15 protein-coding genes and 1 rRNA gene are annotated in these 19,651 nt (G+C 42.6%); 8 read left to right on the top strand and 8 right to left on the bottom strand.

Going from position 1 to position 19,651, the window contains the following annotated elements; all coding sequences use genetic code 11:
* Positions 1-248: 248 nt before the first annotated feature.
* From noc to rpmH, 8 genes are all read right to left on the bottom strand, one after another.
* A complete protein-coding gene (noc, locus tag KHA99_RS08080; RefSeq protein WP_213116959.1) occupies positions 249-1,112 on the bottom strand; it encodes a nucleoid occlusion protein in 864 nt (287 codons plus the stop codon).
* A gap of 138 nt (positions 1,113-1,250) precedes the next feature.
* Positions 1,251-1,967, bottom strand: a complete 717-nt coding sequence (gene rsmG, locus KHA99_RS08075; RefSeq protein WP_213116958.1) for a 16S rRNA (guanine(527)-N(7))-methyltransferase RsmG — start codon at positions 1,965-1,967, stop codon at positions 1,251-1,253.
* Positions 1,968-1,988: 21 nt separating this feature from the next.
* The gene (gene mnmG, locus KHA99_RS08070; RefSeq protein ID WP_213116957.1) at positions 1,989-3,878 is read right to left on the bottom strand and encodes a tRNA uridine-5-carboxymethylaminomethyl(34) synthesis enzyme MnmG; all 1,890 of its coding nucleotides are present in this window, start codon (positions 3,876-3,878) and stop codon (positions 1,989-1,991) included.
* A gap of 77 nt (positions 3,879-3,955) precedes the next feature.
* Positions 3,956-5,341 (bottom strand): tRNA uridine-5-carboxymethylaminomethyl(34) synthesis GTPase MnmE, encoded by a 1,386-nt coding sequence (mnmE, locus tag KHA99_RS08065; RefSeq protein ID WP_213116956.1) that lies wholly within the window; start codon positions 5,339-5,341, stop codon positions 3,956-3,958.
* A 308-nt stretch (positions 5,342-5,649) separates the two neighbouring features.
* Positions 5,650-6,276 (bottom strand): RNA-binding cell elongation regulator Jag/EloR, encoded by a 627-nt coding sequence (jag, locus tag KHA99_RS08060; protein ID WP_213116955.1) that lies wholly within the window; start codon positions 6,274-6,276, stop codon positions 5,650-5,652.
* On the bottom strand, positions 6,273-7,046 hold the full coding sequence (spoIIIJ, locus tag KHA99_RS08055; protein ID WP_213116954.1) for a YidC family membrane integrase SpoIIIJ: 774 nt from the start codon (positions 7,044-7,046) through the stop codon (positions 6,273-6,275). Before spoIIIJ ends, jag begins: the two co-directional genes overlap by 4 nt.
* Before the next feature lie 270 nt (positions 7,047-7,316).
* A complete protein-coding gene (gene rnpA / locus KHA99_RS08050) occupies positions 7,317-7,664 on the bottom strand; it encodes a ribonuclease P protein component (RefSeq protein WP_213116953.1) in 348 nt (115 codons plus the stop codon).
* A gap of 239 nt (positions 7,665-7,903) precedes the next feature.
* Positions 7,904-8,038 carry a 50S ribosomal protein L34 gene (gene rpmH / locus KHA99_RS08045; RefSeq protein WP_066059809.1) on the bottom strand — a complete coding sequence of 45 codons (135 nt, stop codon included), beginning with the start codon at positions 8,036-8,038 and terminating at the stop codon, positions 7,904-7,906.
* 669 nt (positions 8,039-8,707) lie between these two features.
* Here rpmH and dnaA point away from each other — a divergent pair.
* From dnaA to KHA99_RS08005, 8 genes are all read left to right on the top strand, one after another.
* The gene (dnaA, locus tag KHA99_RS08040) at positions 8,708-10,054 is read left to right on the top strand and encodes a chromosomal replication initiator protein DnaA (RefSeq protein WP_213116952.1); all 1,347 of its coding nucleotides are present in this window, start codon (positions 8,708-8,710) and stop codon (positions 10,052-10,054) included.
* A 184-nt stretch (positions 10,055-10,238) separates the two neighbouring features.
* Complete coding sequence (gene dnaN, locus KHA99_RS08035) at positions 10,239-11,375, top strand: DNA polymerase III subunit beta (RefSeq protein ID WP_213116951.1); 1,137 nt, start codon at positions 10,239-10,241, stop codon at positions 11,373-11,375.
* A gap of 150 nt (positions 11,376-11,525) precedes the next feature.
* Entirely contained in the window at positions 11,526-11,741 is a 216-nt protein-coding gene (gene yaaA / locus KHA99_RS08030; protein ID WP_213116950.1) for a S4 domain-containing protein YaaA, read from the top strand.
* Between the two features lie 18 nt (positions 11,742-11,759).
* Positions 11,760-12,878: a DNA replication/repair protein RecF gene (gene recF / locus KHA99_RS08025; protein WP_213116949.1), complete on the top strand. Its 1,119-nt coding sequence runs from the start codon at positions 11,760-11,762 to the stop codon at positions 12,876-12,878.
* A gap of 8 nt (positions 12,879-12,886) precedes the next feature.
* A complete protein-coding gene (remB, locus tag KHA99_RS08020) occupies positions 12,887-13,135 on the top strand; it encodes an extracellular matrix regulator RemB (protein WP_213116948.1) in 249 nt (82 codons plus the stop codon).
* Positions 13,136-13,200: 65 nt separating this feature from the next.
* Positions 13,201-15,123, top strand: coding sequence for a DNA topoisomerase (ATP-hydrolyzing) subunit B (gene gyrB, locus KHA99_RS08015; protein ID WP_213116946.1), 1,923 nt, complete (start codon positions 13,201-13,203; stop codon positions 15,121-15,123).
* A gap of 191 nt (positions 15,124-15,314) precedes the next feature.
* Positions 15,315-17,837, top strand: a complete 2,523-nt coding sequence (gyrA, locus tag KHA99_RS08010; protein ID WP_213116945.1) for a DNA gyrase subunit A — start codon at positions 15,315-15,317, stop codon at positions 17,835-17,837.
* Between the two features lie 256 nt (positions 17,838-18,093).
* Positions 18,094-19,643: ribosomal RNA gene (locus tag KHA99_RS08005) — 16S ribosomal RNA — on the top strand.
* Positions 19,644-19,651 lie beyond the last annotated feature (8 nt).

Below are 19,651 nucleotides of genomic sequence, written 5' to 3'. Positions count from 1 at the left end.
CCAAAATTTCAATCTCATATTCTATTAAAATACCCTTATTTTGACATTATCCACCAAATGATATGGAAAGTCCATTCTCTTATTTTATCATGAATTTCGGCAGATTTTGTTTTTTTTCAAAAAATAATACAGCCGGAACTGATACATATTTTCCCTAAATAGTATATTTTTTAATGATAGTGGGGATTTTTGTAAAAATAAAAAGAACCAAACAGAAAATTGTCTGGTTCTTTTCATTTTAGTTTATATTATTTTTTCTTGGGAATGCGAATTGTAAATTGATAGAAATCCTCAAATTCCTCTTCTTCAGAATTCAGGTTAATTCCACTGTCAGAAACCATTGTTAACGATTGGCGGATAGTATTGACAGCAATTCGCATATCTTTGCTGAAAGCCTTCCGCTTCGCTTTCGGCTTTTCATTTTTTTCCTCTAGCAGTTTGAAGACCCGGTCTTCCGTCTGTTTAACGTTCAAGTTTCTCTCGATTATTTCTGTAAGCATAGCCACTTGCTTTTCTGGATCCTTAAGCGGAATAAGGGCGCGGGCATGGCGCTCAGTAATCGTCTTATTTAATAAAGCATCCTGAATGGGCTGAGATAATTTAAGAAGACGCAGCTTGTTGGCAACGGTTGACTGCCCCTTGCCAAGGCGTTGAGCCAAAGCCTCCTGTGTGAGGTTATGAAGCTCAAGCAGCTTGCTATAAGCAATCGCCTCTTCAATCGGCGACAGCTCTTCCCGCTGAAGGTTTTCAATAAGAGCAACGGAAGCGGTTTGCGAATCGTTTAAATTTTTTACAATAGCCGGAGCTTCATCCCAACCTAATTTCTTCATCGCCCGCCAGCGGCGTTCCCCAGCGATAATTTCATATTGGCCGGAAGCAAACTCTCTTACAACAATCGGCTGTATAATACCATGTGTATGAATGGTTCTGGATAATTCCTCAATTTTCTCTTCATCAAAAACTGTTCGCGGCTGAAATCGGTTAGGAACAATTTGGTCTATCGGTATTTTCTTAATTTCTTCGTTTCTCTCTATATTCAGCTCTTCTTCAAGCTCAACAGTTTGTTCTCCCTTATCAGCAAAGCCAAAAAAGCGTGTAAATGAATTTTTCATCCCCGACACCACCTTTACGAAAAACTCCCTTTTACTTATTCTCTATGTCGATACATTCTTCCTGCCTAGGATATCATTTTTATCGCAAAATTGTCAGCCCTAAGAAATATCCAATCCCATCCGAACCTTCAAATTCACCTATTCAATTGGGGTCTTTCCAGGAACACCCGGCTTACGCGGATATTTTTTTGGCGTTTGTTTTTCTTTCTTAATGATGATGATCGTTCTGTCGAATTCCTCAATTGGCAGGTTAAAGGTGTGAGAGTTGAGGAGTTTGCCGCCAAGTGCTGTAATTGCTTTTTGACCCGTCTTTAATTCTTCCTCTGCGTTGACCGCTTTTAATGCCAGGAAGTGACCGCCGACTTTGACAAGCGGAAGGCAAAGCTCACTTAACACAGACATTCTGGCAACCGCCCTCGCTGTCACCACATCAAAGCTTTCCCGATAGTTTGGATTGACACCAAACGTTTCCGCACGGTCATGGACGAATTGAACCTTTTCCAAATTTAATGTCGTGGCCAAGTGATTTAAAAATGTGATTCGCTTATTTAGAGAGTCAACAATCGTTACATCGATATGCGGAAAGGCAATTTTCAACGGAATGCTTGGAAATCCTGCACCTGCCCCAACATCACAAAGGCGAAATGGTTTGGTAAAGTCGAAATAAAACGCTGCTGAAATTGAATCGTAAAAATGCTTTAAATAGACTTCGCCTTTTTCCGTTATTGCCGTTAAGTTCATTTTTTCATTCCACTCAACCAGCGTTTCGTAATACTTTTCAAACTGGCCAAGCTGGGTGCTGTTTAGGGCAATTCCTTTTTCCTTTAAACTTGTTTCGAATTGTTCGATATTCATAAAAGTTTCTTCCTCACTCCATTATTCATTGGCGATTCTGGCGATCCGTCCTTGTTCCAAATAAACAAGCAAAATAGAAATATCCGCCGGATTTACCCCGGAAATTCTGGAAGCCTGAGCGAGTGTTAACGGCCTGATTTTCTTCAGCTTTTGCTTTGCTTCTGTCGCTAACCCACTAATGGCATCATAGTCGATATTTTCTGGTATCTTCTTATCTTCCATTTTCTTTAACCGCTCAACCTGCTGCAATGATTTTTCAATATAGCCTTCGTACTTAATTTGGATTTCCACCTGTTCCTTGACTTCATCATCTATAGGAACTTCTGACTTCGTCAATGTCTCAAGCAGTTCATACGTCATTTCCGGTCTTTTCAATAAATCGGAGGCTCTGATACCATCTTTTAATTCACTGCCGCCTATGTTTCTGATTAATTCTTGGACTTCGGCAGAAGGTTTTAAAATAACAGAACGCAATCTTTCCTTTTCTGCTTCAACAGCTGCCTTTTTAGCTAAAAATACTTGATACCGTTCTTCGCGAACCATGCCAATTTTGTGCCCTATTTCGGTTAACCGCAAATCGGCATTATCATGACGCAGCAACAAGCGGTATTCTGCCCGTGATGTCAACAAGCGGTATGGTTCATTTGTTCCTTTAGTAATTAAGTCGTCAATTAACACACCAATATAAGCATCGGATCGGCTTAGCACAAGTTCTTCACGGCCAAGTGCATTTAAACCTGCATTAATCCCTGCCATTAAACCTTGTCCTGCTGCTTCTTCATAGCCTGATGTTCCATTAATTTGCCCAGCAGTATAAAGATTTTTTACAACCTTTGTCTCTAAAGTCGGCCAAAGCTGTGTTGGAACGATGGCATCATACTCAATTGCATAACCAGCCCGCATCATTTGGGCGTTTTCAAGTCCTGGGACGGTTTTAATGATTTGCTGCTGCACATCCTCAGGAAGACTTGTCGATAATCCCTGTACATAAACTTCCTTTGTATTTCTTCCTTCCGGCTCCAGGAAAATTTGATGGCGCGGCTTGTCGTTAAAGCGGACCACTTTGTCTTCGATGGATGGGCAATAACGCGGACCTGTTCCTTTGATCATTCCTGAGAACATCGGTGAACGATGAAGATTTTGGTCAATGATAGAATGTGTTTGATCATTTGTATAGGTTAACCAGCATGGGAGCTGATCGGTAATGTATTTTGTTGTTTCATAAGAGAATGCCCTCGGCTCTTCGTCGCCAGGCTGAATCTCCGTTTTGCTGTAATCAATGGTGTTGCTGTTTACTCGTGGCGGTGTTCCTGTTTTAAAGCGGACCAACTCAAAGCCGAGCTGTTCTAAATGCTCTGAAAGCTTAATGGATGGCTGCTGGTTGTTCGGGCCGCTGGAGTATTTTAATTCACCAATGATAATTTCACCGCGAAGGAATGTCCCTGTTGTAATAACAACGGTTTTCGAACGGTATACTGCACCTGTTTTGGTAACCACACCTGTGCAAATTCCATCTTCGACAATCAATTGCTCAACCATGCCCTGAATTAAGGTTAAGTTTGTTTCCTCTTCCAAGGTCTTTTTCATTTCATGCTGGTAGGCAAATTTATCGGCCTGGGCTCTGAGCGCACGGACTGCTGGACCTTTACCTGTGTTCAGCATTCTGATTTGAATAAGGGTTTTATCGATATTCTTGGCCATTTCCCCGCCAAGTGCATCAATTTCCCGGACCACGATACCTTTTGCCGGCCCTCCCACTGAAGGGTTACATGGCATGAATGCCACCATATCAAGATTGATGGTAATCATTAAGGTTTTCGCACCCAGTCTTGCCGCCGCAAGGCCCGCCTCACAGCCGGCGTGACCGGCCCCAACGACAATGACGTCGTAATTTCCTGCTTCGTATTGCATGGTTTTCCTCCTTTTCCGTTTTTCAAACGGAAAAATTACTCTATTTTTTATACTAGCCGCATCGCCGCACTGCGGTCTTACTTTCCTAAGCAGAACTGCGAGAATAACTGGTCAATCAGACTTTCATGGACGCTGTCGCCGATAATTTCCCCGAGCAGCTCCCATGTTCTTGTTAAATCAATTTGCACAATATCGATAGGCGTCCCAATTTCCACACCTTCAATCGCTTCCTCTATGGCCCGTGAACTTTGATTCAACAGCGCTATATGGCGAGTGTTAGAAACGTAAGTGGCATCCTTCGCTTCAATTGAACCGGCAAAGAATAAAGCGGAGATTGCTTCCTCCAGTTCATCAACACCGCGGTCTTCCAATAGAGATGTCGTAACTACCTTATGGTCTTTTGCCAATTCCTTAACCCGGTCCATATCAATTTGCTGTGGCAGGTCCGTTTTGTTGACAATCACAATTACATCCATTCCGTTTACCGCTTCAAAGAGGTTTTCATCCTCTTTTGTCAGTTGATCGGAATAGTTTAACACCAGCAAAATAAGGTCCGCCTCTTTCAAAACCTGGCGGGAACGCTCGACGCCAATCCGTTCAACGATATCTTCCGTTTCCCTGATACCAGCTGTATCCAATAACCTTAGCGGCACACCGCGGACATTCACATACTCCTCGATAACGTCCCGTGTTGTCCCTGGGATATCTGTGACAATTGCTTTATTCTCTTGAACAAGACTATTCAATAAAGAGGATTTTCCAACATTAGGCCGGCCGACAATTACTGTCGACAACCCTTCACGTAAAATCTTTCCCTGCTGGGAGGTTTGCAACAGTTTATTTAATTCTTCCCTTACATAATGAGCCTTCGGCAAAAGCATTGTATGTGTCATTTCTTCTACATCATCATATTCAGGGTAGTCAATATTCACTTCAATGTGGGCTAGAATCTCAAGAATCTCCTGTCTTAACCGGCGAATCAACTTGGAAAGACGCCCTTCCATTTGTCCTAAGGCGACATTCATCGCCCGGTCAGTTTTTGCCCGGATTAAATCAATGACTGCTTCCGCCTGGGATAAATCAATCCGTCCATTTAGAAAAGCACGTTTCGTGAATTCTCCTGGTTCGGCAAGTCTCGCGCCGCCATTTAAGACAAGCTGCAGCACCCGATTAACGGACACGAGTCCACCGTGGCAGTTAATTTCAACTACATCTTCTTTTGTAAAAGTTTTCGGGCCCTTCATCAAAGAGATCATAACCTCTTCAGCCACTTGGCCGCTTTTTGGATCAATGATATGACCATAATGAATCGTATGGGAGGACATTTCCGCCAATTTCTTTCCGCTGACACTTCTAAATAGCTTATCTGCAATTGGAACGGCCTCATTTCCGCTCAATCGGACAATTGCAATGGCTCCCTCTCCCATTGGTGTCGATATGGCCGCAATTGTATCAAACTCCATTTTTTTCACCCCGCAAGCATTACAATATTTATATAAAGTTTCGATCTCGTTTCAAAATAATAGAATACCACAAAAAAGCCAGCCTTTGCAGTTAACTGGCTTGAATTATCCACACTTGATAATACCTTGTATTATTTTAACTTATCCACATGTGAATAACAATAAAACACATTTTAGTTAATAAAAAGTTATTCACAGGGATTTTTTCAAAAAAACTACAAAAAAGGCTGTTGATTTCCGCTCCAATCAACAGGTGTTTTATATTTTTCTTTTCCTAATAAAAAAACACCCTGCCTTTTGGCAGGATGTTATCTTGTTCTCACTGGTGAAATCACAACATGGCGATGGGGTTCTGTTCCATCGGAAGAGGTTTTGACCCGTTTATTTTCGGATAAGGCAGTATGAATAACTTTACGCTCGTAGGATGGCATTGGTTCAAGAGCGACATCCTTTCCTGTTTGAACGGCTTTTTGCGCCAGGCGGTTGGCCAGCTGGATGAGCGTTTCATTTCGTCTGTTTCGATAATCCTCAGCATCCAGAATCACGGTAAAATATTGCTCCGAATGGCGGTTTATCACTAATTGCGTCAAATATTGAAGAGAGTTCAGTGTTTGTCCCCGCTTGCCAATAAGCAGCGCAATTTTCTCACCTGTCAAAACAAACAGCACCTGCTTACCATCACGCTTCACATCAATACTTACAGGTGCGCCCATTTGTTCGCCGACTTGCATCAGAAATTTCTTAGCTTCTTCAATCGGGTCGTGGATTACGGACACCTTTACTACCGCCGGCCGTGAGCCGAAAATGCCAAAAATCCCCTTTTTTCCTTCATCAATGATGTTAATTTCAGTGCGGTCCTTTGTTGTCTTTAATTGAGCTAAAGCTGATTCTACTGCTTCTTCGACGGTTTGTCCTGTAGCAGTTACCTGTTTCACTTTTTTGCTCCTCCCGCATTACCGGTGGCATTCGCCTTTAAATCCGGTCCTTTAATAAAATAGGTTTGAACAATCATAAAAATATTTCCGACAACCCAATACAAGGAAAGAGCTGCTGGGAAATTGAAAGCAAAAATAACAATCATAATTGGCATCATCCAAAGCATCATCGCCATTTGCGGATTCTGCTCCTGCCCCGCCATCATGATTTTTTGCTGAATAAATGTAGTGATCCCTGCAACGATCGGCAGGATATAATATGGATCCTTTTCACCAAGGTCAAACCAAAGGAAGCTATCCTGGGCAATTTCTCTTGTTCTCGAAATTGCATGATAAAACCCAATTAAAATCGGCATTTGAACGATTAACGGAAAACAGCCCGCCATTGGGTTAACCCCATGTTTTTGGAAAAGAGCCATCGTCTCCTGTTGGAGCTTTTGCTGTGTTTTTGCATCTTTTGAACTGTATTTCTCACGAAGCTTTTTCATTTCCGGCTGCAAAGCCTGCATTGCTTTTGAGCTTTTTGTCTGTTTAATCATCAGCGGCAGGATCACCAGGCGGATTAGAATAGTTACAACGATAATCGATAACCCAAAGTTTCCGCCTAGCAAATGAGCCATTTCTTTAATCAGCCATGATAATGGATAAACAATATATTCATTCCAAAAACCTGTACTCTCTGCCGTGATTGGTTTATTGAATTCACTGCACCCAGTCAGCAGCAGGAAAACAGAAAGCAGTCCGAATAACAATAATATTCGTTTGTTCAACCGGTTTTTCCTCCTTGTTTCTTTATAATAGATAATTGCTTGTCCTCTTTTTAGCTAATAAGAAAGTATAAAATTTCCCCCAATTTTATACTTTCTTAACGCATAAATTCAACTACGCCTCATAAACCGTCCTAACGGACTCGCCAATCGGCGAGTTTCCATTTATGTATTTCTCCCAATGCTATGTTTCAAAGGATATTTTATCATTTTTTTACAGGTTATGTCTGCTCAGTTTGTGCTGAATTTGGCTAGTTCCTTAACAATTATCACCTAATCATTTTTTCTTAAAACCTTACCAACCTTTAATACATGGGTTAGACTGCTTTTGATCTCAAAAAAGTCCATTTCGCTGGCAGGCTTTCTGGCGATAATTACATAATCATTTCCTGGCGTTAATTGTTCTTTCAGCTCAAAAATTGCTTGCCTGACATATCTTTTAATTTGATTTCTTGTTACGGCATTGCCTAGCTTTTTGCTGACAGACAATCCAATTCGAAAATGGCTCTGTCCTTCCTTTTCTAATGAATAGACGACAAATTGCCGGTTAGCAAAAGAACGACCTTTTTGAAAAACAACTTGAAAATCTTGATTCTTTTTAATTCGGAGCTCCTTTTTCATAAAACCGAACAGTCCTCCTTATTCTAAAGGCTCTGTTAAACAGGTCTGTTGATTTCCGCTCCAGGCGCAAGCGGTTCGCGGGCGGTTAGGGAGCCTCCTCGTCGCTTTGCTCCCGAGGGGTCTCCCCTATCCCGTACTCCCGCAGGAGTCTTCGCGCCTTCCGCTCCAATCAACGTTTTTCTGAATCAAAAAGCGTTATAAAGTGATTTAAAAAAAGACCACTGAGACGTTTCAGTGGTCTAAGCTGATAATACTTTTCTTCCTTTTCGGCGACGACGAGCAAGAACTTTACGTCCGTTTGCTGAACTCATGCGGCTACGGAAACCGTGAACTTTGCTGTGCTTACGCTTATTTGGTTGATACGTTCTTTTCATTATATTACACCTCCCAGAGGATAAGCCTATAAATTTAAAACGACAGTCTTACTTATTATAAAGATGTTAACTTTATATTGTCAACTACTGTCCTAATATTGTTACCTTTTCCCAGATCCCTTAGATTCGGTTCGGTAAGAATTATTTTGCCCGTTTAGATAAAAAATAGCCTGAAGACTACTCTCAGCTCACTGTGGATAAAAAATCGACAAATTTCGGACTATCCACACAAGATATTGACAGGTTTTTCACAAATTATCAACCTGTGGACAATTTTCATGCACAGCCCACTGAGGTTGTGGATAAATCTTGAAAAACCATTGCAAACCTTGATATTATTTGTTATTATATTTGTGTTTTCACTCTGAATAACTTTGTCACCCTTAGTCTTTATCCACAAATTGTGGATAACCTGTGGACAGTTTATTCATCGGTTCTGTAAAAACTTGTCCACAAGAGGTGGATATTGTCGAAACTCCACATTATTTCCTTATTATATGTTTTCCACAACCACTGTTCATATTTTAATAAATTAATAGGTTGTACTCATGGATGAAAAAAATTTTCATACCCAATATTGCACCGAATGAGAGATGAAGAATTCAAATAGATAACGTTTCTTGGGAGTTTAACGTCATCGGAGTATTTAAATAAAAAGGAGGGAAACTAGTGGAAAATATTGCGGATCTTTGGCATGCGGCCCTTGCCAATATAGAGAAAAAAATCAGCAAACCGAGCTTTGATACTTGGCTAAAATCAACAAAGGCTCATTCCCTTCAGGGCGATTTGCTTGTCATCACAGCGCCAAATGAATTTGCCCGCGATTGGCTGGAGGAACGCTATTCTCAGCTAATTTCAGGAATTCTTTACGATATTACAGGGGAAGAATTAGCTGTAAAGTTTATCATTCCGCAAAATCAGAAGGAGGAGGAGCTTGAAATCCCGACACCGCCAAAAAAGGCGAAAAAGGATGAAGAGCATAACGATTTTCCTTCTAATATTTTAAATTCAAAATATACATTTGATACTTTTGTAATTGGATCCGGAAACCGCTTTGCCCATGCTGCTTCGCTTGCCGTTGCGGAAGCCCCGGCCAAAGCATACAATCCCTTATTTATTTACGGAGGCGTCGGATTAGGAAAAACGCACTTAATGCACGCGATCGGTCATTATGTTTTAGATCATAATCCTTCAGCTAAAGTAGTTTATTTATCATCAGAAAAATTTACAAATGAATTTATTAACTCGATTCGTGACAACAAGGCTGAGAATTTCCGCAATAAATATCGAAACGTGGATGTCCTCCTAATAGATGATATTCAGTTTTTGGCTGGAAAAGAATCAACCCAGGAGGAATTTTTCCATACCTTTAACAGCCTACATGAAGAAAGTAAGCAAATCGTCATTTCCAGTGACCGGCCGCCAAGGGAGATTCCAACCTTGGAGGACCGCTTGCGTTCACGCTTTGAGTGGGGCTTAATCACAGATATCACCCCTCCAGATTTGGAAACGAGAATTGCCATTTTGCGAAAGAAAGCGAAGGCAGAGGGCCTCGATATCCCTAATGAAGTGATGCTGTATATTGCGAATCAAATTGATTCCAACATTCGTGAGCTTGAAGGGGCACTTATCCGAGTTGTCGCTTATTCTTCGTTAATCAATAAGGATATCAATGCTGATCTGGCAGCGGAGGCATTGAAGGATATTATTCCTTCCTCTAAGCCAAAGGTAATTACCATTCATGATATTCAAAAGATTGTTGGCGAACATTTTAGCATTAAGCTTGAAGATTTTAAGGCGAAAAAGCGAACAAAGTCAATTGCTTTCCCTAGGCAGATTGCCATGTACTTATCTCGTGAATTAACCGATTATTCTTTGCCGAAAATAGGAGAAGAATTTGGCGGCCGTGACCACACCACCGTTATTCATGCTCATGAAAAAATTTCAAAGCTGCTGCTAACTGATTCTCAACTGCAGCGGCAAATTAAAGAACTAAATGACCTGTTGAAAATTTAGACCTATTGTGAATAACTTCCGAGAATGTATACACAGTCTGTCCACATGTGGATAGGCTGTGTTTCCTTTGAAAAAGCTAGTTATCCACATGTTAACAAGCCCTACTAGTACTTCTACTAATTTTTTTAAAAAAATATTATATGTAATTGCGTTAAAAAATATTCCTAAAACGGAGGATTTAAACATGAAATTTATAATCCAACGCGACCGCTTAGTTCAAAGTGTCCAGGATGTAATGAAGGCTGTCACATCGAGAACAACCATTCCAATCTTAACGGGGATTAAAATCACCACAACAGACGAGGGAGTAACCTTAACTGGAAGTGATTCTGATATTTCCATTGAATCATTTATCCCTAAAGAAGAAGCCGGCGATGAGATTGTAGAAATTAAACAAACAGGCTCCATTGTTTTGCAGGCGAAGTTTTTTAGCGAAATCGTGAAAAAGCTGCCAACAGATTCTGTCGAAATTGAGGTATTAAACCACCTGCAAACCGTTATTCGTTCCGGTAAATCAGAATTTAACCTGATTGGTTTGGATGCAGAGGAATATCCACACCTGCCACAGATTGAAGAAAATAATAAGTTCCATATTGCTACTGACCTATTGAAGGCAATGATCAGACAAACTCATTTTGCGGTGTCCACATCTGAAACACGGCCAATCTTGACAGGTGTAAACTGGCGAATTGAGAATGGCGAATTAACCTGTATTGCAACAGATAGCCATCGCCTTGCACTCCGCAAAGCAAAAGTAGAAATGGAAACGAGTGACAGCTACAACGTTGTCATTCCAGGAAAAAGTCTGAATGAACTTAGCAAAATTATTGATGACTCGAATGAGCAAATTGATATTGTCATTACCGAGAATCAAATTTTGTTTAAAGCAAAGCACCTTTTATTTTTCTCAAGATTATTGGAAGGAAACTATCCCGATACATCAAGATTGATTCCGAATGAAAGTAAAACGGATGTTACTGTCAACACAAAAGAATTTTTACATGCAATTGATCGTGCTTCCCTTTTAGCACGCGAAGGCAGAAATAATGTTGTTAAGCTTTCTACGATTGAGGGAGGAATCATTGAAATCTCCTCAAATACTCCAGAAATCGGGAAGGTTGTCGAAGAAATCCAAAGTGAATCCATTGAGGGAGAAGATTTAAAAATTTCTTTCAGCGCTAAATACATGATGGATGCGTTGAAGGCTCTTGAAGGAACGGATATTAGAGTGAGCTTTACTGGGGCGATGCGTCCATTCCTGATCCGCCCTCTTCATGATGAAACGATTTTACAGCTTATCTTGCCGGTAAGAACGTACTAAACATATATAAGCTATTATTCATAGGCCGCCTTTCTTCCACTGGCGGTCTTCTTTTTGACAAACATAAGTTTATTTTTGGTTTCCTTTGTAACTGTTCCGTTTTTTTAGTAAAATAAAGTATTGAGACTTTTTAAGAATTAGGTGATGCGGATGCCTGAAAAAATAAAGCTCGAAGCTGAATTTATAACATTGGGACAGTTCTTGCAGATTGCCGATGTTATTTCTACTGGCGGAATGGCCAAGTGGTTTTTAAGTGAGCATGAAGTTTTTGTAAATGGCGAACAGGATCAAAGAAGAGGAAGGAAACTTCGCGCCGGTGACAAAGTCCAAATTCCCGGTATTGGAGAATTTGTGATTACCGAATAGGTAAAGGACGAGAAGTCAATGTATATTGAATCATTATCGTTAAAAAACTATCGCAATTATGAAGAGTTATTTATTGAATTTGAAAATAAAGTAAATGTCATATTAGGTGAAAATGCCCAAGGCAAAACCAATGTGATGGAATCCATCTATGTTTTGGCCATGGCTAAATCCCACCGGACCTCCAATGATAAAGAACTTATTCGCTGGGACGAGGAGTATGCTAAAATAGAAGGTAGGGTTCAAAAACAGTACAGCTCATTGCCTTTACAATTAGTTATTTCAAAAAAGGGAAAAAAAGCACGACTTAATCATATTGAGCAGCAGAAATTAAGCCAGTATGTCGGGAATATGAATGTTGTCATGTTTGCTCCTGAGGATCTTAATTTGGTAAAAGGAAGTCCTCAGGTGCGCAGGCGATTTATTGATATGGAAATTGGCCAGATATCCCCTATTTACTTACATGATATGAGCCAATATCAAAAAATACTTCAACAGCGCAATCATTATCTGAAAATGCTTCAGATAAAAAAACAAACGGATCAAACAATGCTCGAGATCTTAACAGAGCAGTTTATTCAAGTTGCTGTAAAGATTATTGCGAAGAGATTTGAATTCCTTCACTTGCTTGCAAAATGGGCTGGTCCGATTCATAAAGGGATATCAAGGGGCCTGGAAACACTTGAAATCAACTATAAACCTTCCGTAGAGGTATTAGAAGAACAAGAGTTGTCGAAAATGGTAACATGCTTTGAAGAAAAGTTCGGAAAGGTGAAGACAAGAGAAATCGAACGTGGTACTACCCTATTTGGCCCACATCGGGACGATTTATTGTTTTTCGTAAACGGAAGAGATGTGCAAACGTTCGGATCACAAGGACAGCAGCGGACGACTGCGCTGTCGGTAAAGCTCGCTGAAATTGAATTAATTCAGGCGGAAATTGGTGAGTACCCTATTTTACTGTTGGATGATGTGTTGTCGGAATTAGATGATTATCGGCAATCTCACTTATTAAATACCATCCAGGGTAAAGTTCAAACCTTTGTTACCACAACCAGTGTTGATGGAATAGACCACCAGACATTAAAGGAAGCCTCAACCTTCCAGGTTTCGTCCGGTATTATTCAGAAAGTAGATTGAGGTGGAACATGTATATTCATATCGGGGAAGATCTCAATATTAGGGCAAAGGATATTATCTCCATATTGGACAAAGATAGTGTGAAAAATTCTGAGTTGGCTGGGGAATTCCTGCAGCGGCATCAGGATAAGGTCATCAACCTCTCAAAAAATCCTTTTAAATCAGTTGTGATTACATTTGACAAAGTGTATTTGTCCCCGATAGCCTCCGGAACGTTAAAAAGACGTTCCAGCCAAATGCATTTACAAGAATTTTAATAGCATAATAATTTTTCAAAAAATAAGGATTTATTTGGCAGAAAGTGCAGGTGAATCAAGTGACAATGGATCAAAAAGCAGTTCAGGAGCAGGCATATGATGCCAATCAGATACAAGTGTTGGAGGGCCTAGAGGCTGTGAGGAAAAGACCGGGTATGTACATCGGTTCAACAAGCGGAAAAGGGCTTCACCATCTTGTTTGGGAAATCGTTGATAATAGTATTGACGAGGCACTTGCGGGCTACTGTGACGAAATCAATGTCACGATTGAAGAAGATAACAGCATTACGGTAAAGGATAATGGGCGCGGTATTCCGGTCGGCATCCAAGAAAAAATGGGCAGACCTGCCGTTGAGGTCATTATGACAGTTCTCCATGCCGGAGGAAAGTTTGGCGGCGGAGGCTATAAAGTTTCAGGCGGCCTGCACGGTGTTGGTGCATCGGTTGTTAATGCCCTATCTACTGAGCTGGAAGTCTATGTACATCGCGACGGTAATATTCACGAAATAAAATTTGAACGCGGCAATGTCGTTTCTGAACTAAAGGTGGTTGGTACCACCGACAAAACCGGAACCATAACCCATTTTAGGCCGGACGGAGAAATTTTCACAGAAACACTTGAATATGAATATGACATTCTGGCAACACGCCTTCGTGAACTCGCATTCCTTAACCGAGGAATCAAAATCACCATAGAAGATAAGCGTGTCGAAAATAAACGCAATGAGTATCATTATGAGGGCGGAATTAAATCCTATGTTGAGCATTTAAATCGGACGAAAGAGGTCATTCTTGAAGAGCCTATCTACATGGAGGGCGAAAAGGATGGAATCAGCGTTGAGGTTGCCCTGCAATACAATGAAGGCTATACAGATAACATCTACTCATTCGCCAATAATATTCATACGTACGAAGGCGGAACCCACGAATCTGGTTTCAAAACGGCTTTAACGAGGGTTATTAACGATTATGCTAGAAAAAACAACCTGATTAAAGAAAGCGACGCGAACCTTTCCGGTGAGGATGTTCGCGAAGGCCTGACAGCGATTGTTTCGATTAAGCATCCGGACCCGCAATTTGAGGGGCAAACAAAAACTAAACTCGGAAATTCTGAAGTCAGGGCGATAACAGATACCGTTTTTGCTCAGCATTTTGAAAAGTTCTTGTTGGAAAATCCGATGGTTGCTAAAAAGATTGTCGATAAAGGTCTAATGGCGGCAAGAGCAAGGCTCGCTGCCAAAAAGGCAAGGGAATTGACCCGCCGCAAGAGTGCGCTAGAAGTATCTAGTTTACCCGGGAAATTGGCAGACTGCTCTTCTAAAGACCCATCAGAAAGCGAATTGTATATCGTTGAGGGTGACTCAGCGGGTGGTTCGGCGAAACAAGGACGCGACCGTCATTTCCAAGCAATCCTGCCGCTTCGCGGTAAGATTCTGAACGTTGAGAAGGCACGTCTTGATCGGATTCTTTCCAATAATGAAGTCCGGGCAATGATTACAGCCATTGGCACTGGTATTGGTGAGGATTTTGATATTGGAAAAGCCCGCTATCATAAAGTCATCATCATGACGGATGCGGACGTCGATGGCGCCCATATTCGTACGCTGCTGCTGACCTTCTTTTACCGCTATATGAGGAAAATTATCGAGGCTGGTTATGTATATATCGCCCAGCCGCCTCTTTACAAAGTGCAGCAGGGAAAACGGGTGGAATATGCCTATAATGACAAGGAACTTGACAAGGTTTTTGCCGAGCTGCCAAGCCAGCCTAAGCCTAATATTCAGCGCTATAAAGGTTTGGGAGAAATGAATCCTGAACAGTTATGGGAAACAACCATGGATCCAGGTTCGAGAACGATGCTTCAGGTAAGTCTAGAAGATGCGATCGAAGCGGATGACACCTTCGATATGCTGATGGGCGAAAAGGTCGAACCACGCCGGAACTTTATCGAAGAAAACGCTCAATACGTGAAAAATTTAGATATATAACATAAATGAAAACTCGCCAATTGGCGGGTCCGATAGGACGAAGATAGAGGTGTAGTGAATTTATGCGTTAGGAAATTATAAATGTGTGAAAATTTACAATTTCCTATTAGCTAAAAAAAGGGAAAAAGGGTAGAGGTGTCCACTATCCTCCTTTTTTATTTTAGGTGACACCCTAACAGGAGGTACCAATTATGGCTGAAACACCAAATTCTCAAGTAAAAGAAATTAATATTAGCCAAGAAATGAAATCCTCGTTTCTTGACTATGCAATGAGTGTTATCGTTTCACGTGCCCTTCCGGATGTTCGTGATGGCCTGAAGCCGGTTCACCGCCGTATTCTTTATGCTATGCACGATCTAGGAATTCATGCAGACAAACCATATAAAAAGTCAGCCCGTATTGTCGGGGATGTTATTGGTAAGTATCACCCGCATGGTGACTCCGCTGTTTATGAAACCATGGTCCGGATGGCGCAGGATTTCAACTATCGCTACATGCTTGTCGATGGCCACGGAAACTTCGGATCGGTTGATGGTGATGCGGCTGCGGCGATGCGTTACACTGAATCAAGAATGTCGAAAATCTCAATGGAATTATTAAGAGATATTAACAAAGACACGATTGATTATCAAGATAACTATGATGGCGAGGAAAGAGAACCGGTTGTCTTGCCAGCGCGGTTCCCTAACCTATTAGTGAACGGTACAACTGGAATTGCCGTTGGGATGGCAACCAACATCCCGCCTCATCAGCTCGGCGAGACTATCGATGCTGTTTTGGCAGTCAGCCATGACCCTGATATTACCACTCAGGAGCTGATGGAGATCATCCCGGGGCCTGATTTCCCTACTGGAGGGATCATCTTAGGCCGCAGCGGCATCCGCAAGGCTTATGAAACAGGACGGGGCTCCATTACTATACGAGCAAAAGTAGAAATTGAACAAAAATCCAACGGTAAAGAGGTCATTATTGTTAATGAGCTTCCCTACCAGGTAAATAAAGCAAAACTGATTGAAAAAATAGCGGAATTGGTCCGTGATAAAAAGATTGATGGCATCACTGACCTGCGCGATGAATCAGACCGCCGCGGAATGCGGATTGTCATTGAAGTTCGTAAGGATGCCAACGCCAATGTTTTGCTGAATAATTTATACAAGCAGACGGCGCTGCAAACCAGCTTTGGAATTAACACCCTAGCGCTTGTGAATGGGCAGCCAAAGGTGCTAAGCCTAAAGCAATGTTTAGTCTATTATTTAGACCATCAAAAGGTAGTCATTCGCCGCCGTACTGCATTTGAATTGCGTAAGGCCGAAGCAAGGGCACATATTTTAGAAGGTCTGCGAATCGCACTTGACCATATTGACGCTATCATTACGTTAATCCGCAACTCGCAAACGACAGATATCGCCCGTGAAGGGTTAATGACCCAATTTAATCTTTCAGAAAAACAAGCCCAGGCCATCCTTGATATGCGCTTGCAGCGTTTAACAGGCTTGGAAAGAGAAAAGATTGAAGATGAATATCAGGAGCTTGTAAAACTCATTGCAGAGTTAAAAGCCATTTTAGCGGACGAGGAAAAAGTCCTTGAAATTATCCGCGAAGAACTTCTTGAAATCAAAGAACGTTTCAATGATAAACGCCGCACTGAGATTGCAGCAGGCGGAATTGAAAACATTGAGGACGAGGATTTGATTCCACGCGAAAACATCGTCATTTCATTAACCCATAACGGTTATATTAAGCGTCTCCCTGTCTCCACGTACCGCGCACAAAAACGCGGTGGCCGCGGAATCCAAGGTATGGGCACCAATGAAGATGATTTTGTCGAGCATTTGATCACGACTTCAACCCATGATACGATTCTTTTCTTTACCAATAAGGGGAAGGTCTATCGTTCCAAAGGATATGAAATTCCGGAGTACGGCCGCACGGCGAAAGGCATTCCGATTATCAATCTGCTGGGTATTGAAAAAGGTGAATGGGTAAATGCAATTATCCCTGTTGAAGAATTCGTGGACGATTGGTACCTGTTCTTTACCACAAAAGAAGGTGTCTCCAAGCGGTCACCGCTGTCATCGTTTGCCCATATCCGGAATAACGGACTAATCGCCATAAGTCTGCGTGAGGGCGATGAGCTTATTTCTGCCCGTATGACTGACGGCAGCAAGCATATTATTATCGGTACAAAAAAAGGTATGCTGATCCGCTTCCCGGAAACAGATGTCCGTTCGATGGGCCGCACCGCTACAGGAGTAAAAGGCATTACCTTGGACAACGATGATGAGGTTGTCGGCATGGAAGTGCTTGAGGAAGATAATGAAGTGCTGATTGTAACGAAAAATGGCTACGGAAAGCGGACTGCTGCTTCTGAGTATCGCATTCAAGGCCGCGGCGGGAAAGGTATTAAGACCTGCCATATTACAGATAAGAACGGTGACCTTGTCTCGATGAGAGCGGTAACCGGTGAAGAGGACTTGATGCTGATTACAACAGGCGGGGTCTTGATTCGTATCGATGTAGCCGGCATTTCCAAAATGGGCCGGAATACACAGGGTGTAAAACTAATCAGCCTTGGCGATGAAGAGAACGAATATGTGGCAACCGTGGCTAAAGTAGAAAAAGAAGAAGTTCAGGAAAATGAAAATACAGAGGAAACAGAAGAAAACGCATCAGGTGAAAACCCAGATGTGAATACCACTTCTGATGAAGAATAATCATAAACGGAGCACTGAAAAGGTGCTCTGTTTTCTTTATTTAACATTACTTTTGAATTTATTATATTTATATAGTAAAAAAATGATTAAAACATGTTGACTTTAACTTAAACGGGTGATATATTTATAAAGTCGCTTCTGAGCGATAGAGAAATTGACCTTTGAAAACTAAACAAACAAAAACGTCAACAAACAATAATATTCGTTTCGTTTGAAACGAAGCCAACGTAACATTTTTGAGCTAATCAACTCAACTTTATTGGAGAGTTTGATCCTGGCTCAGGACGAACGCTGGCGGCGTGCCTAATACATGCAAGTCGAGCGAATCACTGGGAGCTTGCTCCTGGTGATTAGCGGCGGACGGGTGAGTAACACGTGGGCAACCTGCCTGTAAGACTGGGATAACTTCGGGAAACCGGAGCTAATACCGGATAATTTCTTCCCTCGCATGAGGGAAGGTTGAAAGTCGGTTTCGGCTGACACTTACAGATGGGCCCGCGGCGCATTAGCTAGTTGGTGAGGTAACGGCTCACCAAGGCGACGATGCGTAGCCGACCTGAGAGGGTGATCGGCCACACTGGGACTGAGACACGGCCCAGACTCCTACGGGAGGCAGCAGTAGGGAATCTTCCACAATGGACGAAAGTCTGATGGAGCAACGCCGCGTGAGCGATGAAGGCCTTCGGGTCGTAAAGCTCTGTTGTCAGGGAAGAACAAGTATCGGAGTAACTGCCGGTACCTTGACGGTACCTGACCAGAAAGCCACGGCTAACTACGTGCCAGCAGCCGCGGTAATACGTAGGTGGCAAGCGTTGTCCGGAATTATTGGGCGTAAAGCGCGCGCAGGCGGTCCTTTAAGTCTGATGTGAAAGCCCACGGCTCAACCGTGGAGGGTCATTGGAAACTGGGGGACTTGAGTGCAGAAGAGGAAAGCGGAATTCCACGTGTAGCGGTGAAATGCGTAGAGATGTGGAGGAACACCAGTGGCGAAGGCGGCTTTCTGGTCTGTAACTGACGCTGAGGCGCGAAAGCGTGGGGAGCAAACAGGATTAGATACCCTGGTAGTCCACGCCGTAAACGATGAGTGCTAAGTGTTAGAGGGTTTCCGCCCTTTAGTGCTGCAGCTAACGCATTAAGCACTCCGCCTGGGGAGTACGGCCGCAAGGCTGAAACTCAAAGGAATTGACGGGGGCCCGCACAAGCGGTGGAGCATGTGGTTTAATTCGAAGCAACGCGAAGAACCTTACCAGGTCTTGACATCCTCTGACACTCCTAGAGATAGGAATTTCCCCTTCGGGGGACAGAGTGACAGGTGGTGCATGGTTGTCGTCAGCTCGTGTCGTGAGATGTTGGGTTAAGTCCCGCAACGAGCGCAACCCTTGATCTTAGTTGCCAGCATTCAGTTGGGCACTCTAAGGTGACTGCCGGTGACAAACCGGAGGAAGGTGGGGATGACGTCAAATCATCATGCCCCTTATGACCTGGGCTACACACGTGCTACAATGGATGGTACAAAGGGCAGCGAAGCCGCGAGGTGGAGCCAATCCCATAAAACCATTCTCAGTTCGGATTGCAGGCTGCAACTCGCCTGCATGAAGCCGGAATCGCTAGTAATCGCGGATCAGCATGCCGCGGTGAATACGTTCCCGGGCCTTGTACACACCGCCCGTCACACCACGAGAGTTTGTAACACCCGAAGTCGGTGGGGTAACCGTAAGGAGCCAGCCGCCTAAGGTGGGACAGATGATTGGGGTGAAGTCGTAACAAGGTAGCCGTATCGGAAGGTGCGGCTGGATCACCTCCTTTCTAAGGAT

Source organism: Neobacillus rhizophilus (assembly GCF_018343535.1).
Taxonomy (GTDB): Bacteria; Bacillota; Bacilli; order Bacillales; family Cytobacillaceae; genus Neobacillus; species Neobacillus rhizophilus.
Note: the sequence above shows the minus strand (reverse complement) of the source record. Positions and strands in the feature narration are given on the sequence as shown.